Below are 15,385 nucleotides of genomic sequence, written 5' to 3' on the forward strand. Positions count from 1 at the left end.
GCTGACAAAGGCAACCTATGCTAAGTTTTACACATTCCTTCAGTCATAGCGGCGATATCGAGCCACTCTTTGAATCCATCAAACAAGAGCGAGCCCAAGGCATAAGCGGCTATTATGAGCTGTCCTTTAGCAAAAAAGCGTTGCAAGATTCCCAAAACTATATCAAAAAGCACAAAGAGCTCATCGCCAAGCTAAAAAACCTCGTCATCATCGGTGTGGGCGGAAGCTCGCTGGGATTAAAAGCCCTAGATTCTATGCTGTGCTCCCTGCCCGAGCGCAACGCTATAAAATTGCGATTTTTGGAATGCACCGATGGCTTTGCCCTAAACAATGCGCTAAAAAAAGTCAAAACCAAAAACACGCTTTTTATCGTGATTTCTAAAAGCGGCAGCACGATAGAGACTTCCTCGCTCTTTAAGTATGTGCTAGAGAGATACGAGCTCCTAGCACCCAAGCACAAATCCCACCTGCTTGCCATCACTGATACCAACTCGCCGCTCCAAAAATGGTGCCAGAAGCAAAAAGTCGCCTTTGTCAATATCGATAGCAATGTGGGCGGGAGATTTTCGGTGCTAAGCAGCGTGGGAATCCTGCCCCTTATGCTGCTAGGTTATAAGGGCAAAGAGATTTTAGAGGGCGCGCGCGAGCTTGCCTTGAGGTTTTTTGAGCGCAAAGAGGATCATATCCTGCACAAAGCCCTCTATCTAGTCCAAAATCGCGAGCGTTGCCCCATAAATGTGCTGTTTTCCTACTCGAGCGTGTTTAGGGAGTTTAACGCGTGGTATGTGCAGCTGTGGGCGGAGAGCCTAGGCAAGCTCAATGCGCACAAGCAGCCTGTGGGGCTGACACCCATCGCGCTTGTGGGGAGTATCGATCAGCACTCGTTTTTGCAGCTCATCGTGCAAGGACCTCGGGATAAAAGCGTGACCTTCCTCTCGCTTGCTCCTAAGCACTATCCCAAGCCGCGCATTCCGCAAAAAAAGCTAGAGTTTTTAGAATCTAGTGATTTTGTCAATGGCGCGAGCTTCGCCACCCTGCTAGATAAGCAATGCCTAGCGACTATGCAAACCCTCCAAGCCCAAGAAGTCCCTACAGATTCTATCGTAGTGGATAGAGTCTCTGCATACAATGCCGGCGCGCTTGTGATGTATTATGAGCTTTTGACTTCGTGTGCGGGCTGCGCGCTAGAGATAAACACCTACGATCAGCCCGGCGTGGAGTTTGGCAAAGCACGCCTGCGGGATATGTTTTAGGGCATATTATTTAATGCAAGTTTTTGCTTTGGCAAAAACTTGTTGCCGCTCGTGCGGAATAAATCCGCCCTCACTCCGCTGCGCGTTCATACACTGCATTTTTAAGCGAGATTCTGTAGTTTTCTAGTGCCGCCGCGTCAGGAACGCCGCTTGGGCTAGCGCATTTTCTATAAACCCACCTTTTATTTAATACAAGTTTGTTTCACAAACTTGTTGCCGCTTGCGGAGAGTGAATCTCCGCTCGCTCCGGCTTACGCGTTCATACACGGCGTTTTTTAGCAAGCTTATAGAATCTCTTAGTGTAGCTGCGTCAGGAGCGCAATATTGGCGTTTGTATGGATTCTCTAAGCCAACGATTCTCTTAAAAACAAAGTTTCTTTAAAAATGCGTTACAGAATCTAAGCTTCTTTAGATTCTGTATTTGCCCCACATTCCGTGCTTGGCTTGCTAGAAATTCTAAGATTACTAAAGAAACTGCGGCTTTGCCTTGTTTTCTAAAGAAGCTTTGCTTTGCGTGCAAGCCAAATTTCTAAAATCAGTGAATCTAAAATTCCTCTCCAATACCCAACACAAGACACTTATCAAACCTCGGCAGCACACACAGCAGATAGATGAGCGTATCCGCCCCAAGCTCCTGCAAATCGCTCAGATACCGACTATCCACGCTAAAATACCTCACTCGCTCATCACCGCGCTCAAATCTCCCGCCTAGCCCCACGCCCCCAAGCTCGCTGTATTTGAGAAACGCGCTGATATACACGCGGCTTAGCACTAGCGCGCCTTGGAGTTTGGCTTTTTGCGCGCTATCTAGGGCATCATAGGCTTTGTGTCCGATGAGGATTCTACGGCGAAATCGCGCGTATTGCCCGTTTGCAGAGTTTGTCTCAAGCGTCTCATAAAAGGTTTGTAAAGAGGGAGTGAATCTTTGCAAAAAATACGCGCCGTCTTTGGGCTGGGAGTAGGGGGCGCTTGAGTTGCGCCCGTGCTCATCGCCCCCGCCATACTCATACTCGCGCTCCATCTTTTGGGGGCGGAGGTTGAGCACAGAATCTTCTTGGGGGTAGGCGTGCAGCGCGCAGCCAAGCACACCAAACACGCCCCAAAACAGGGCTTTTGTGATGAGTCTCACTCCTTTATCCGAAAAAAGCTGCTCCCACTCCCGCTAAAAAACCACCCGCGCCCAAGCTCTGTGCGCAGCGATTCTAGCTCTGGGGCGACAAAAAGTGCGCTAGCATAGAGATCGTTGAGCTCCTCTAGTGCGTGAGTTGCAAGGATTTGCGCACTTGGGATAGTGAGCCATTCTCGCGGCAGCGGGCTAAAGGCGCGCTTGCAAGTCGCGTGAGATTCTCTATAAGCCCCATATACCGCGGGTGTGGGGCACACAATCTGGGGGGTAAAAATCTCAAACTCGGGGAGATCCTCCACAAAGGATATAACTTCCTCGCCCACGCCGCTGACATTAGCACTTGGCACGCGTTGCAAAAAAAACGCCACATCCGCCCCGCACCGCCGCGCGATAAAGGCATAATCCTCCGCATTTAGCTCTATCTCACACAGCGCGCACACGCTATGCACAAAGCTCGCGGCATTGGCACTCCCACCGCCTAGCCCTGCGCCCTCTGGTATGCGCTTTTGCACACTGACTTTGAGGGATTGCACAAAATCCGCGATTTGAGGATCCACGCGCCCACATCGCTTGTCTGTAGCAAGCTCCTGTAGGGCGCACTTTGCCTTATAAATCGTATTAGATTCTATCTCGCAGCCAAAGTCTCCCTCTAGGGCAAAGCCACTAGGGCTAGATTCTATACTTAGCGTGTCAAAAAGTGCGCCCTTGGCAAGGACAAAGCGCGAGGAGAGGAGGTGGAAGCCATCTTCGCGCCTGCCGATGATTTTAAGAAAAATATTAAGTTTTGGATAGCTTTTGGAGATGAGGGGTTGCATATTATTTCTTTTTGATAGCTCCTACTTTGGGCAAAGTGAGATCGCTTGGGGCGTTGATAGAGGCTTGTTGGTTTTGCATAGCAATGGCGTCTTTGAGCTCGGAGCGCAAAATGAGCATATTTGATGGGGCTTTGAATCCTAGTCGCACGCTGCCCTTATCAATAGAGATGATTTTTATCTCTATATCATCGCCTATCATCACGCCTTCATCTTGTTTCCTAGAGAGTATCAGCATATGGAATCCTATTATAAAGGTATCGCACCTCTTTGTTTGCTAAAACCTCAATTATAGAGAAAAAATCCTCAAAATAAGTTTTATACACACCACTTTTTACGCTTTGCAGAGCAAATCTCGCGCCATTGCTGATGAGGGATTTGTGCTTAGAGAGCTCTAGGGTAGGGAATGGCAGGGCTTTTACAGAATCTAGCACAAACAAGGGATAGGAGAGTGAATCTAGCTTAATATGAGCGTGGGGCTGCGCGGGGGATAGGAGGCTTATGCTGCCCTCAGAGATTCTATGCAGGGCACTAAGCGCGCCATCTACCCCAAGTCTGTGCGCGATCATCTCGCCCAAAGAGCGCACATATGCGCCCTTTGACACACTCGCTTCAAAGCTCAAAAATGGGTGATTATACGCACACAGAGTGAGCTGATACACAGACATTTTATCCTGCGCTAGTGTGAATTCCACGCCCTCGCGCGCTAGCTTGTAGGCGCGCGTGCCATCGATATGCCTAGCACTAAAGCGCGGTGGCGTGTAGGCAATCTCGCCCGTGAGTGAATCTAGCACCTCCGCGACGCGCTCTAGGCTAAAGGGTGGGATTTGGCGCACAGATTCTATACCCTGTATATCAAGCGTGGGCGATCTCGCCCCTAGCCACAAAGTCGCCCTGTATCGCTTGGGCGTGAGCTGCAAAAATGGCAAAAGCCGCGTGTATTGCCCAAAGCCTATTACCAAAAGCCCGCTCGCAAAGGGATCGAGCGTGCCGCTGTATCCGGCTTTTGGCTCGCCTATGTGTTTTTTAAGGCGCGTAAGGAAGTGATTGGAGCTGATGTTTTTGGGCTTGTGCGCGGCGAGTAGGAGGTGTTTCATACGCGCCTTTGCTTAAAGCTCTCGGCTTTTTAAGTATTGGGCGCTTTGGTTGATGAGTGTGTTTAGCTGTTGGAAAGATTCTATCATATCTTGAATCTGCTTAGAGACGCCTAGCGTGCTAGAATTTTGGCTCGTGATGCCACTTATGATTGCTTGGAGTGAATCTTGGATATTTTGGAGGCTTTGCTTAGAATCCTCGCTCTCTTGGATAAGGTTGTCAAAAGTCTCCTTGCTTTCCTTGGCGTTGTGGCAAATCTCATCGATATTGCCCGCTAGGAGGTTTATGCTCACTTCAATATCTTTGAGGCTTTTTTGGGTGGATTCTGCGAGTTTGCGCACCTCATCAGCCACCACGGCAAAGCCCCGCCCGTGCTCGCCTGCGCGCGCTGCCTCAATCGCGGCATTGAGGGCGAGGAGATTGGTCCTGCTAGCAATATCATCGATAAAGCTTAGCACATCTTTAATCTGCGTCACACTCCCGCTCAAATCCGCAAACTTCGCGCTAAGCGCGCTTTGAATCTCAATACTCTCGCTAAGCTTTTCAAAAAGATGGGAGAGGTTGGTGCTTGCGCGCTCAAACTGCTCTTGTTCTTGCGTGATTTGGTTTTGGGAGTTGGTGCTATGCTCGATGGATTGGGTAATAGTGCGCAAAATATCTGCACTTGGCGCGAGACTCCTAGAGGCGTTTTGCTCTAGCGTGGCAATCTGGGATTTGAGCGTGGAGAGCGTCTGGGTAGCGAATGCTCTCTCCTCTTGGGCTTGGGCGGATTCTTGGTGTGATTTTTGGCTAAGTGCCTCTAAGTCTGCTTGGAGCGCGCTAAGAGATTCTGTATCGTAGGCTTGTGGGTTTTCTGTCTGAGTGCTGCTGCCCTGCGTGAGATTGTGTATGAGTGCATTTAGCCCCTGCCACTGCGTGCTCAAACGCTTCACAGAGCTAAAGCTCCTCCATAGCACGACACAAAGCAGCACACACGCTAGCAGTCCAAAGAGCGCAAGGACAATGAGCCCGCCGCGCGCACCGCCCCAAAGCCTCTCATCTCTAGGCTCGGCACTTTTGAGCACCTCGGCAATGCCATCATTTGATTTTTGTAATAAAAGCGCATAGACTTCTTGGAGGATTTGCTGGATGCGCGTGGCAAACTCCGTGCTAGATTCTATCTCGAGGGTTTTGTTTATCTGCTGATAGTAGCTTTGTAAATCCCGATCGTTTTTGACAAAGCTCTCATTCCAGCTTTTTAACATAGCGATGATGAGGGCTTTGTTTTGAGAATCTTTGGGAGTGATGAGGAGATTGCCTAGTCGCACATAAACCTGCCCGATAAACCCAAACTGCTCGAGCAAATCTTGATTTTCTAAAAGCGGATCGGCGAGGCTAGAGGCGTGCGCGGGCGCGGCATTGGCACGATACGCGCTTGTGGCAAAAAACACACACAAGCCCAAAAGTGCGACAAAGAGCGCGCCTATAATGATGAGATTGGCTCTAAAGGAGGGGAGGGAGAGGGGCTTGCCTGCCTCTGTGTGCGGAGAATGCGTGCTTAAGAGTGCCTGTGTATGGGTGCTTTGGGCTTTAGAATCTTGTTCTTGCATAGCAATCCTTTTGTAAGCTTTTGTGTGAGAATCCAGCAAATTATGTGCCACACTTGAGCGCATTTAGAATCTAGCGCGATTTGTCGATATTGGCATAATTTGCCAAAGGAATGAGGAGATGAAAACATACGCGTGGATTTTAGCATTGGGACTAGGGGGTATGTGGCTAGGGGCTAGTGAAGTGGCTAAAAAAATGCGCGATATGGAATACCACATAGGGACTATACAAAAGGGCTTTTTTTATAACGACAAGGCTCAAATCGCTAAGGGGCTTAGGGAGTTTGAGCGCACATACGGGGAGTTTAAGAAGCATAATGTGTTTGCCTACCTCAAAAGCTCGCAGGGTATGGAAGAGCATATCGTGCTAAACACGCTTAAGCGCGATGAGGAGAATATCAACGCATTCCAAGAGGCATTGCACAATAATCAGATCCTAAAAGCCGCGGAGATGCACGCAAAGATATTGCACTCCTGCACCGTGTGCCACGCCATCACAAGAGGGTGGTAGGGCATAATAGAATCTAGTTTATAGCAAAGGTGCTAGCCCAAGCAGCGTGCCTGACGCGATGACACTAAGAGATTCTATAATCTTGCCAAAAATGTAGTGTATGCTCGCGTAAGCGGAGCGAGTGGAGATTCACTCTTTATCTGTTTGATTGCGCAAAATCGCAAGGCGGAGCTTTTCAAAAAGCTCATAGAGCCTAGGGCTCGTGCAGTGGTTGGCAAACTCGCCCCTTGAGTGCTCGCTAAAGTAGTGCTTAGATTCTGTATGGGGGAGGGGTTTGGGCTCTAGGATATGGCGCGGGACATAGGCTTTGGCTTCTGTGAGTGTGCTTAGAGTTGGGAACTTTTGGGGATAGCTCCTTAAAGTCTGTATTATGTGCTTGCGTGTATAATTAAACTCCTGACAAAACGCTGGGTGCTTGGCAGCAAAAAAAAGCGTTTGGTTTTTGACAAAGATAAAGAGAATCTGCTCTCGCAGATAAGGCGTGAGATACGCGGCTTTAAAGAGATTTATCTCATCTTTTAATTGGAGTTTGGCAAACTCGGGCTGTGATTTGAGAAAGGAGATGATATGTTTAGAATCTTTCATAGCGCAATGATAGCATATTTTGCGATGGTTATGATGAGTGTGGTGCTAGGGGGCGCGATGGCGGGCTGTGGGTATAGAGCCAATCCCTACTATGAGCGTAGTGATAGCACCAAGCAGCCCCAAGGAGGCTTACAGGGTGCTGGCAAACAATCCCAAATTAATGAGCAAGATTCACAACCCACGCTCCAAAGCGTCAAAAGCATACATTCTGCAAGTCTTAGTGAAGACGATGGGGACTAGAGATGGAGAGATTGCATTATGATGTCGTGATTGTGGGGGCGGGGGTAGCTGGGCTGTATTGTGCGCGGCATTTGCCCAAAAATCTGCGCGTGCTCCTGCTGTGTAAGAACCAATCGTGGGAGTGCAATACCTTTTATGCGCAGGGTGGGATTACCATAGCAAGGGATTTGGAGGATATAGCACTGCACATTGAGGATACTATCCTCGCGGGCTCGCAGCTCAATGACGCCAAAAGCGTGGAGAAGCTAAGCGTGGAGAGTTTGGGGATCTTACAAGAGCTGCTAAGCGATGGGTTTAGCCTCGATAGGGAGGAGAGTGGGGCACTAAGCTACACCAAGGAGGGCGGGCACTCTATCGCGCGTATCGTGCATTCTGGCGGAGATGGCACGGGGCGCAATCTGCATACATTTCTGATGCACTCGCTAGGGCACACACTCTGGAAAAGCGCGCGTGTGGTGGATCTGCTCCTAGAAGATGAGCGCTGCTATGGCGTGAGCGTGCAGACAAAGAAGGGATTGGTGCATATCTATAGCGATCATATCGTGCTCGCAAGCGGGGGCATAGGCGGGCTGTATAAATACCACACCAACGCCCACACAATCGGCGGCGATATGCACGGGATTATCCTTGAGCACGGATTGAGGCTTGCTAATATGGAGATGCTACAATTCCACCCAAGTGTGTATGTGGAGACAAACACTGCGCGCAAATACCTCATCAGCGAGGCGGTGCGGGGCGAGGGTGGATTGGTGATAGATTCTAAGGGTAGGCGGTTTTTGTATGAGTATGATGAGCGCGGCGAGCTCGCACCTCGCGATATTGTCGCGCGGGCTATCGTGGATTATTGCACTAGATATGATGAGCGGGCGTTTTTGGATTTGCGCAGTTTTAGCAAGCAATCCTTTCGCGCACGCTTCCCAAATATCTATCGCGAGCTTAGCGCGTGCAGGCTAGATATACCAAAGGATCTCGTGCCCATCTCTCCAGCATTTCATTATTGTATGGGCGGGATTTTGTGCGATATCAGCACGAGGGTGGAGGGTATGGCAAACCTCTATGCTATCGGAGAGTGCGCATATAACGGCGTGCATGGGGCAAATCGCCTCGCCTCAAACTCACTGCTAGAGGGGCTTGTGTTTGGCAAAGTCGCGGCGATGGAGATATTAGGTGCCGTGGGCAAAAACCCAAAGCGATATTTTCCCTTTGATGAGAGCGTGCTAGAAAAGGAGGGCGATGCGCATCTGCGGGATTTGCTGCGTAAGATTATGTGGGAGAAGGTGGGGATCGTGCGCACCAAAGACAAGCTAAACGCCGCGCTTGGGGGGATTGAGGTAATGCTAGAATCTAATATCGGGCGTATGCTTAGGCTACGCTTGCTTGTAGCAAGAAACATCGTGCAATCAGCATTATCAAGACAGCAGAGCCTAGGCGCGCATTATATCGTGTAAATTTTGCATAAAACCTTGACTTTTAGGCGTGAAGTCATTATAATCACGCTTTTAATTTACTTCAGCAGTGGGGTATCGCCAAGCGGTAAGGCACCTGGTTTTGGTCCAGGCATTCAGAGGTTCGAATCCTTTTACCCCAGCCATCTTTCTTTTTCTTTCAATATCTTTTCATATCGCGGGGTAGAGCAGTCCGGTAGCTCGTTGGGCTCATAACCCAAAGGTCGGGGGTTCAAATCCCTCTCCCGCAACCATCTCTATCTTTATCCCACACCAATTTACAAAAGGTTATCCTAGCTTAAATCCAAGCACTCACATTTAAGAGGCAAAAGATTCTATATCCTCTGGAGCGTTTGAAACTCCAAAATGCGAGAGAGTTCATAGCACTCTAAAAATCTTAAATCAAGCTAAGCCTAGCAAAGCACAGATTTCCTAGCACGCGTATCCAAATCCTCTGGGCACTCCGTATGGCTACGATGGCTTTGCCCTGCGTAAGTCTTATCATTCCTCTACGATGAATCTTTGAATCTCTGGATACGCGCGCACGAGGTTTTCCCACTCAATCATAAATCTGTTTTCGCCCGATTTGGCGTTTGTCTCCCATAGGTTTGGGCTCTCAAATATCGCGATACTTGGCTGCTTTGGTATGCCTAGCGCGCCTTTGACAAGCACCTTTTTGCTCTCCTTTAGCATTCCCATCACAAAAAACCACAAATCGTCATTATGCGGCGCGAGCTCATAGAATCTTTGCGTATTAAACACCTCTGTGTCTAAGCAATGCGGAGGGTAGAGCACGCCCGATACTCCAAGCGGACAGATACCAAGCAGCGGCGTGTCCTCTAGCTCACACGCTCGCCACGCAAACGCGCCACTAGATTCTCTTATAGGCATATCGGCGTGGTGGGTGTGGATACACTGCGGGTATTTGCGGTATGAATCTAGCAGTAGTCTGAGCATATCACGCTCATAGAGCTGATCGTCATCGATGGTGACGCATATATCCTGCGTATAGAATTTAAGCGCGTGGATAAGCTTATTGCAGGATTTGTAGTTTGCCTCCACAAAATGCAGGCGGATAAAGTGCTGCGTGTGCAAAAACCTGAGAATCCTCGGCAAGGAGGCAAATCCACGCGGAAACTCCTCTAGGCTCAAAAATACCGCGATTTCATCGGCTGGGGTGCTTTGGCGAAGTAGGGAAAATATCGTGTGATGGAGCGTGGCTATGCGAGCGGGGAAGGAAGTGAGGCTAAAGACGACACGCGGAGAGAATGAGGCGCGCAGGGCTGAATCTCGTAGCTGCCCCCCCCCCCAATGCATTTTTAAACAGACGCGAGATAATCGCAGAGCTTACAAATCCCAAAAGTCGTGTGGTGCGGACAAATCGCCTTAGCACAAAGGAGCATTTTGTGACGCTTCGCTCGCTTAAGGCTAAAAGTAAGAGGCTTTTGGTATATCTTTTTAATAGGCGCATAGCTCTCCTTTGGTGTGAAATCTGGGGGATTTTATGCAAAAAATCTAAGAATGTGCTTAAGAGGCTATCTATTTATGCAAGTTTTGCTATGGCAAAACTTGTTATCGGGGCGTGGGGCAGAGCCCCTCGCCCCTCCGCTGCGCGAACATACACAGAATCTCAATGCGAGATTCTGTGACTTATTGGTGTCAGCACGTCATCAACGCCACTTGGACTAGCACCTTTTCTATAAACCGAGCTGGGGCTTATCATTTTTAATGCAAGTTTGCTAGCGCAAACTTGTTGCCGCTCGCGGAGAGTGAATCTCTGCTCGCTCCGCTGCGCGTGCATACACTGCATTTTTAAGCGAGATTCTGTGACTTATTGGTGTAACCGCGTCAGGCACGCGACTTGGCTTGTGTAGATTCTATAAACCCGACTAAAATCACTAGGCTTTTAGGTAGCTCTGCAAATCCTCCTCGCTGAGAATCCGCACGCCTAGATTCTGTGCTTTTGTGAGCTTGCTCCCAGCGTTTTCCCCACAGAGCAAAAAATCCGTCTTGCCACTCACCGATGAGCCAACCCTCGCTCCCAAGCCCTCCAAAATCTCGACAAAATGTTCTCTTGGCGCAGAGAGCGTGCCTGTGATCACCACGCTTTTGCCCGCAAATACAGAATCTAGCGCGACTTCGCGCTGCTGCACCTTTGGCTGCAAAATCTCTAGCATAGTGCTTATCAGCTCCCTATTGGCGTGGTTAAACTCACAGAGCGAGCGCGCCATCTCCTCCCCAAAGCCATCGATGTTGAGAATCTCCTCTTCACTCACGCTAAAAACCCTAATCCCAAAGTTTGTGGCAAGCTTCTTGCTCGCGCCCTCGCCGATATGCTCGATCCCAAAGGCATTGATAAGCCGCCAAAGCTCTATGCCATAGGTGTTTTTTATGCTATTTATGAGGTTTTGTGCGCGCTTTTGCTTCCACCCCTCCAAGCCTAGCAAATCCTCCTCCTTAAGCCTATAGAGATCGAGTATCCCGCGCACTAATCCCCTATCAAAGAGCTCATAAACGATTTTTTCGCCCAAACCATCGATATTGAGTGCCTTTTTGGAGGCAAAATGCACGAGGGATTCTTTGACGCGTGCGGGGCAGCTTAGATTCTGACATTTGATGAGGATTTCCTCGACTAGGAGTTCTTGGGCGCATTCTGGACAGAGGGTAGGGGTCTGTATGCGTATCTGCGAGTCATCGCGCAGGGCGTGGATAGAAGAGATGATTTTGGGGATCACATCGCCGCTGCGGATTATCACGACTTTATCGCCAAGTCGAATATCTTTTTTGGCGATCTCGCTAAAATTGTGCAAGCTCGCGCGCGTGATCATTGCGCCATCTATCTCCACGGGCTCTAGCTCCGCCACAGGCGTGATCACACCCGTGCGCCCGACTTGGAAGACGATATTTTTGATGATAGAGGTTTTTTCCACCGCGGGGAATTTATACGCGCACGCAAAGCGCGGGGATTTGATCGTCCAACCTAGCTGCTCTTGGATAGGTATCTCATCAATCATCACCACCATACCATCAAGCATTAGCGGGTAAGATTCTCGCGCGTCCAAAAGCGTGCGATAAGCGTGCAAAATCTCGCCCTTATCCCTGCAGTGCGCTAAAAATGGCATAGGCGCAAAGCCAAAAGATTCTAAAGATCGTAAAATCTCATAAAAACTCTCAATCTGCGTCTCCATCGCGCCTACACCCCAAGGCATAAAGCGCAGGGGACGCTTGGCAGTGATTTTAGAATCTAGCTGCCTTAGGCTACCTGCTGCGGCGTTGCGCGGGTTGGCAAAAAGCGGGAGATTGTCCGCAAGCCTTTGGGCGTTTAGGGAGCTAAAGTCGTCCTTGGCGATGAGCACCTCGCCGCGGATTTCTATGCGTTTATCATAGGGGATTTGGAGCGGGATTGAAAATATCGTGCGTGCGTTTTGGGTGACGAGCTCGCCCTCTATGCCATTGCCGCGCGTGGTGGCACTCCGTAGCAGCCCGCCCTCATAGAGGAGATTGAGCGAGGCACCATCAAATTTAGGCGAGCAGGTAAAACTAGCGCGCGGGTGGGTTTTGTAGATTCTAGTAAGCCATTCCTCTAGCTCCCCCTCATCAAACACATCATCAAGACTCCACATACGCTTAATGTGCGCATTTTTGCTAAACTCGCTTAGGGGCACATCGCCCACGCGTTGCGTGGGAGAGCTAGGCAGGATAGAATCTGGATTAGCCTCCTCATAGGCTTTGAGCTTGTGATAGAGCGCGTCGTATTCTGCGTCGCTTGCGATAGGAGAATCTAGCACATAGTAGTGGTATGCCATTTTGTTAAGCACTTCAATAGCTTTGGCGTAGTTTTGTGAATCTATAGAATCTAGGGATTGCAAGAAAGTCCTTTTGTGATTTTTAAGCTAGTTTTGCGTAGAATTATACACGATTTTTCACGCTTCTTTTACCATACGCCCGGGAGAATATTTTGATAGAAAACATTGACAAAACCACGACTTTGCATCTCAAAAATGAAGCGCAGTTTTTGTGCTTCACACTAGAAGAGGAGCAGGAGGGACTCACCCAACTCTATGCGATGAATGTCTTTAAAGTCCGCGAGATCATCTACTACAACGACGCGCTTACAGAGACAGAGGGGGATAATGCCGGAGTGCTGCTAGGATTTTTGACCGTGCGCGATGAGACAATACCGCTTGTGGATATGCGTCGCTGGCTCTATTTTAACCCATCAGATCCGCACAAAAACCTAAAAGACTACTCGATACAAAGCGATAAATGCCTCGTGGTGATTTGTGATTTTTCAAACTACACCGTGGGGCTTAAGATCCTCAATGTCAAGCGCATTATCCAAAAGAGCTGGAATGAAGTGAATGTGGGGAGTGAGTATGGAATCGATGGCAACGCCAAGGTAACGGCTACAACGAAGTATGATAATGGCGAAGTGGTGCAGATACTCGATGTGGAGCGGATGGTAGTGGATGCGTTCCCTATGCGAAGCTCCGTCAATGAACTAGAGTTAGAGAGCATAGGGCCTATTGCGAGTAACCAAGTCGTGCTTTTGGCAGAAGATTCTAAAGCCGCGGCTAAGAGCCTGCAGCATGTGATAGAAAAGCTCGATTTGCAGTATTTTACCTTCCCCAATGGCAAGAGTCTGCTAGAGTATCTCAACAACGCTGGTGTGGCAAAGATGGTGGGAGCGATCATCACTGATATTGAAATGCCTGTCATCTCGGGTTTTGAGGTGCTAAAGCGTGTCAAAGACAATCCCCAAACTGCCCATATCCCCGTGATTATCAACTCTTCTATGAGTTCAGATTCTAACAAGCAAATGGCTGAATCTCTCAAAGCCGATGCGTTTATCACAAAATCCAATCCTATCGAGATAGAGCAGGCTCTAAAGCGACTTCTAAAAAGCTAAATCAATTTTATAAGGGAATATGTTTTATGTATAGAACTCATTTGTGTGCTGAGATTGACAAAGAGTGTATCGGGCAGGAAGTGCGAGTGTGTGGGTGGTGCAATAGCTACCGCGATCACGGGGGGGTTGTGTTTCTTGATTTGCGCGATAAAAGCGGTATCGTGCAGCTCGTGTGCGATCCTAGTTCGCAAGCCTATGAGATCGCCTCGAGTGTGCGTGATGAGTTTGTCCTCATAGCTCAAGGCAAGGTGCGTGCGCGAGGAGAGGGGCTAGAAAATCCAAAGCTAAAAACGGGCTTTGTCGAAATCGTGCTCGATGAACTCGTGATAGAAAATAAATCCCTCACGCCACCTATCGATATAGGCAGCGAGAATGTCAGCGAGGATTTGCGGCTAAAATATCGGTATTTGGATTTGCGCGCTAAGAGGGCGTATGAGATTTTTAAAACCCGCTCGGATGTGGCGATAGCGGTGCGGAATTCATTGCAAAAAATGGGATTTTTGGAGATAGAAACGCCTATCCTCACTGCCTCAACTCCAGAGGGTGCGCGGGATTATCTCGTGCCCTCGCGCGTGCATGATGGGCAGTTTTTTGCGCTGCCCCAAAGCCCACAGATTTTTAAGCAACTTTTGATGGTGGGCGGATTTGATAGGTATTTTCAGATTGCAAAATGCTTTAGAGATGAGGATTTGCGCGCAGATAGGCAGCCAGAATTTACACAAATCGATGTGGAGATGAGTTTTTGTGAGCAAGAAGATGTGATGGCAGTGGCGCAGAATCTGCTTGTAGATATTTTCCGCGCTTGTGGCAGGGAGATTCACACGCCCTTTAGGCGTATGAGCTGGCAGGAAGCTATGGAATCCTATGGGAGTGATAAGCCAGATTTGCGCTTTGGTATGCCGCTTGTGGAAGTGGGCGATTTGTTTGTGGATTGTAGCAATGAGATTTTTGCCTCTATCGCGCAGGATTCTAAGGCAAATAGATTCAAAGCATTGTGTGTCAAGGGCGGCGATAGTGTCTTTACGCGCAAGAGCTTGGGCGAGGCGGAGGAATTCGTGCGTAAGTTTGGCGCCAAGGGCTTGGCGTATCTGCAGGTAAAAGAAAATGAGATCAAAGGACCTTTGGCAAAATTCCTCTCTAGCGCGCGTTTAGAGGAGCTTTTGGGGCGTGTGGGAGCAGAGGTGGGGGATATCGTGTTTTTTGGCGCAGGGGCGAAAAAAATCGTGTGGGATTATATGGGGCGATTGCGGCTTAAAATCGCGCAGGATATGGGGCTTGTAGATTCTAGCAAGCTAGAGTTTTTGTGGGTGGTGGATTTTCCTATGTTTGAGAAAAATGACGATGGCAGTGTCTCTGCGCTGCACCACCCCTTTACAATGCCCAAAAACTTAGAGCAGGGCGTGCAATCTAGTGATATAGAATCTATCCAATCCATCGCCTATGATATCGTGCTAAATGGCGTGGAGCTAGGCGGCGGGAGTATCAGAATCCACAAAGATTCTATCCAAAGCCAAGTGTTTGAGATCCTAAATATCTCGCAAGAGCAGGCAAAGGAGCGATTTGGATTTTTGCTAGAGGCTTTGAGCTATGGCGCGCCGCCGCACGGGGGCTTTGCGATAGGCTTTGATAGGCTTATTATGCTCCTTACAGGCAGTGCATCTTTGCGCGATGTGATCGCATTCCCCAAAACCCAAAAGGCGACTTGCCTCCTCACAAACGCACCAAGCGAAGTGAGCGAGGAGCAGCTGCGCGAGCTGCACATACGATTGCGCAATCCCAAACATTAGAATCTCATCAACGGGATTAATTCTTAAGCCAAAGGA

The 15,385-nt window shown here is 49.1% G+C and carries 15 protein-coding genes and 2 tRNA genes; 8 read left to right on the top strand and 9 right to left on the bottom strand.

The annotated features are described in order from the left end of the window. Positions 1–17: 17 nt before the first annotated feature. On the top strand, positions 18–1,253 hold the full coding sequence (locus tag ACH2BK_RS00395) for a glucose-6-phosphate isomerase (protein WP_395001663.1): 1,236 nt from the start codon (positions 18–20) through the stop codon (positions 1,251–1,253). Between the two features lie 544 nt (positions 1,254–1,797). Here ACH2BK_RS00395 and ACH2BK_RS00400 read toward each other — a convergent pair. From ACH2BK_RS00400 to ACH2BK_RS00420, 5 genes are read right to left on the bottom strand one after another with little or no spacing between them, the layout of a single operon-like run. Further along, complete coding sequence (locus ACH2BK_RS00400; protein WP_395001664.1) at positions 1,798–2,382, bottom strand: hypothetical protein; 585 nt, start codon at positions 2,380–2,382, stop codon at positions 1,798–1,800. Further along, entirely contained in the window at positions 2,379–3,194 is an 816-nt protein-coding gene (locus ACH2BK_RS00405; protein ID WP_395001665.1) for a 4-(cytidine 5'-diphospho)-2-C-methyl-D-erythritol kinase, read from the bottom strand. Before ACH2BK_RS00405 ends, ACH2BK_RS00400 begins: the two co-directional genes overlap by 4 nt. 1 nt (position 3,195) lies before the next feature. Further along, the gene (locus ACH2BK_RS00410) at positions 3,196–3,429 is read right to left on the bottom strand and encodes a carbon storage regulator (protein WP_394996045.1); all 234 of its coding nucleotides are present in this window, start codon (positions 3,427–3,429) and stop codon (positions 3,196–3,198) included. Next, positions 3,413–4,288: a tRNA pseudouridine(55) synthase TruB gene (gene truB, locus ACH2BK_RS00415; protein WP_394996043.1), complete on the bottom strand. Its 876-nt coding sequence runs from the start codon at positions 4,286–4,288 to the stop codon at positions 3,413–3,415. Before truB ends, ACH2BK_RS00410 begins: the two co-directional genes overlap by 17 nt. A gap of 12 nt (positions 4,289–4,300) precedes the next feature. Then, positions 4,301–5,875 (bottom strand): methyl-accepting chemotaxis protein, encoded by a 1,575-nt coding sequence (locus tag ACH2BK_RS00420; protein ID WP_395001666.1) that lies wholly within the window; start codon positions 5,873–5,875, stop codon positions 4,301–4,303. A 118-nt stretch (positions 5,876–5,993) separates the two neighbouring features. On the opposite strand from ACH2BK_RS00420, the gene ACH2BK_RS00425 reads away from it, so the two are divergent. Further along, the gene (locus ACH2BK_RS00425) at positions 5,994–6,383 is read left to right on the top strand and encodes a hypothetical protein (RefSeq protein WP_395001667.1); all 390 of its coding nucleotides are present in this window, start codon (positions 5,994–5,996) and stop codon (positions 6,381–6,383) included. A 129-nt stretch (positions 6,384–6,512) separates the two neighbouring features. On the opposite strand, the gene ACH2BK_RS00430 is transcribed toward ACH2BK_RS00425, so the two are convergent. After that, entirely contained in the window at positions 6,513–6,968 is a 456-nt protein-coding gene (locus ACH2BK_RS00430; RefSeq protein WP_395001668.1) for a hypothetical protein, read from the bottom strand. Here ACH2BK_RS00430 and ACH2BK_RS00435 point away from each other — a divergent pair. The 4 genes from ACH2BK_RS00435 (at position 6,951) to ACH2BK_RS00450 (ending at position 8,907) form a co-directional block, all read left to right on the top strand. Beyond that, positions 6,951–7,208 (top strand): hypothetical protein, encoded by a 258-nt coding sequence (locus tag ACH2BK_RS00435; protein ID WP_395001669.1) that lies wholly within the window; start codon positions 6,951–6,953, stop codon positions 7,206–7,208. The genes ACH2BK_RS00430 and ACH2BK_RS00435 overlap by 18 nt on opposite strands. A 2-nt stretch (positions 7,209–7,210) precedes the next feature. After that, positions 7,211–8,656, top strand: a complete 1,446-nt coding sequence (locus ACH2BK_RS00440) for an L-aspartate oxidase (RefSeq protein ID WP_395001670.1) — start codon at positions 7,211–7,213, stop codon at positions 8,654–8,656. A gap of 68 nt (positions 8,657–8,724) precedes the next feature. Further along, positions 8,725–8,799, top strand: a tRNA-Gln gene (locus ACH2BK_RS00445). Between the two features lie 31 nt (positions 8,800–8,830). Beyond that, positions 8,831–8,907, top strand: a tRNA-Met gene (locus ACH2BK_RS00450). A 247-nt stretch (positions 8,908–9,154) separates the two neighbouring features. On the opposite strand, the gene ACH2BK_RS00455 is transcribed toward ACH2BK_RS00450, so the two are convergent. The 3 genes from ACH2BK_RS00455 to ligA all read right to left on the bottom strand — a co-directional run bounded on the left by ACH2BK_RS00455 (position 9,155) and on the right by ligA (position 12,504). Beyond that, complete coding sequence (locus ACH2BK_RS00455) at positions 9,155–9,970, bottom strand: glycosyltransferase family A protein (protein WP_395001671.1); 816 nt, start codon at positions 9,968–9,970, stop codon at positions 9,155–9,157. Then, positions 9,900–10,124, bottom strand: coding sequence for a hypothetical protein (locus ACH2BK_RS00460; RefSeq protein WP_395001672.1), 225 nt, complete (start codon positions 10,122–10,124; stop codon positions 9,900–9,902). Before ACH2BK_RS00460 ends, ACH2BK_RS00455 begins: the two co-directional genes overlap by 71 nt. 427 nt (positions 10,125–10,551) lie before the next feature. Beyond that, entirely contained in the window at positions 10,552–12,504 is a 1,953-nt protein-coding gene (gene ligA / locus ACH2BK_RS00465) for an NAD-dependent DNA ligase LigA (protein ID WP_395001869.1), read from the bottom strand. A 107-nt stretch (positions 12,505–12,611) separates the two neighbouring features. Here ligA and ACH2BK_RS00470 point away from each other — a divergent pair, with 107 nt between their 5' ends. Further along, positions 12,612–13,562, top strand: coding sequence for a chemotaxis protein CheW (locus ACH2BK_RS00470; RefSeq protein WP_394996022.1), 951 nt, complete (start codon positions 12,612–12,614; stop codon positions 13,560–13,562). A gap of 26 nt (positions 13,563–13,588) precedes the next feature. After that, positions 13,589–15,349, top strand: coding sequence for an aspartate--tRNA ligase (aspS, locus tag ACH2BK_RS00475; protein ID WP_395001673.1), 1,761 nt, complete (start codon positions 13,589–13,591; stop codon positions 15,347–15,349). The last annotated feature ends 36 nt before the right edge of the window (positions 15,350–15,385 follow it).

Source organism: uncultured Helicobacter sp. (genome assembly GCF_949282165.1).
GTDB lineage: Bacteria > Campylobacterota > Campylobacteria > Campylobacterales > Helicobacteraceae > Helicobacter_F.

Excerpts from the sequence above, each read along its gene's own strand:
- ACH2BK_RS00395 (WP_395001663.1), top strand. The coding sequence starts at position 18 with ATGCTAAGTTTTACACATTCCTTCAGTCATAGCGGCGATATCGAGCCA.
- ACH2BK_RS00405 (WP_395001665.1), bottom strand. The coding sequence starts at position 3,194 with ATGCAACCCCTCATCTCCAAAAGCTATCCAAAACTTAATATTTTTCTT.
- ACH2BK_RS00410 (WP_394996045.1), bottom strand. The coding sequence starts at position 3,429 with ATGCTGATACTCTCTAGGAAACAAGATGAAGGCGTGATGATAGGCGAT.
- truB (WP_394996043.1), bottom strand. The coding sequence starts at position 4,288 with ATGAAACACCTCCTACTCGCCGCGCACAAGCCCAAAAACATCAGCTCC.
- ACH2BK_RS00420 (WP_395001666.1), bottom strand. The coding sequence starts at position 5,875 with ATGCAAGAACAAGATTCTAAAGCCCAAAGCACCCATACACAGGCACTC.
- ACH2BK_RS00425 (WP_395001667.1), top strand. The coding sequence starts at position 5,994 with ATGAAAACATACGCGTGGATTTTAGCATTGGGACTAGGGGGTATGTGG.
- ACH2BK_RS00435 (WP_395001669.1), top strand. The coding sequence starts at position 6,951 with ATGTTTAGAATCTTTCATAGCGCAATGATAGCATATTTTGCGATGGTT.
- ACH2BK_RS00430 (WP_395001668.1), bottom strand. The coding sequence starts at position 6,968 with ATGAAAGATTCTAAACATATCATCTCCTTTCTCAAATCACAGCCCGAG.
- ACH2BK_RS00440 (WP_395001670.1), top strand. The coding sequence starts at position 7,211 with ATGGAGAGATTGCATTATGATGTCGTGATTGTGGGGGCGGGGGTAGCT.
- ACH2BK_RS00455 (WP_395001671.1), bottom strand. The coding sequence starts at position 9,970 with ATGCATTGGGGGGGGGGGCAGCTACGAGATTCAGCCCTGCGCGCCTCA.
- ACH2BK_RS00460 (WP_395001672.1), bottom strand. The coding sequence starts at position 10,124 with ATGCGCCTATTAAAAAGATATACCAAAAGCCTCTTACTTTTAGCCTTA.
- aspS (WP_395001673.1), top strand. The coding sequence starts at position 13,589 with ATGTATAGAACTCATTTGTGTGCTGAGATTGACAAAGAGTGTATCGGG.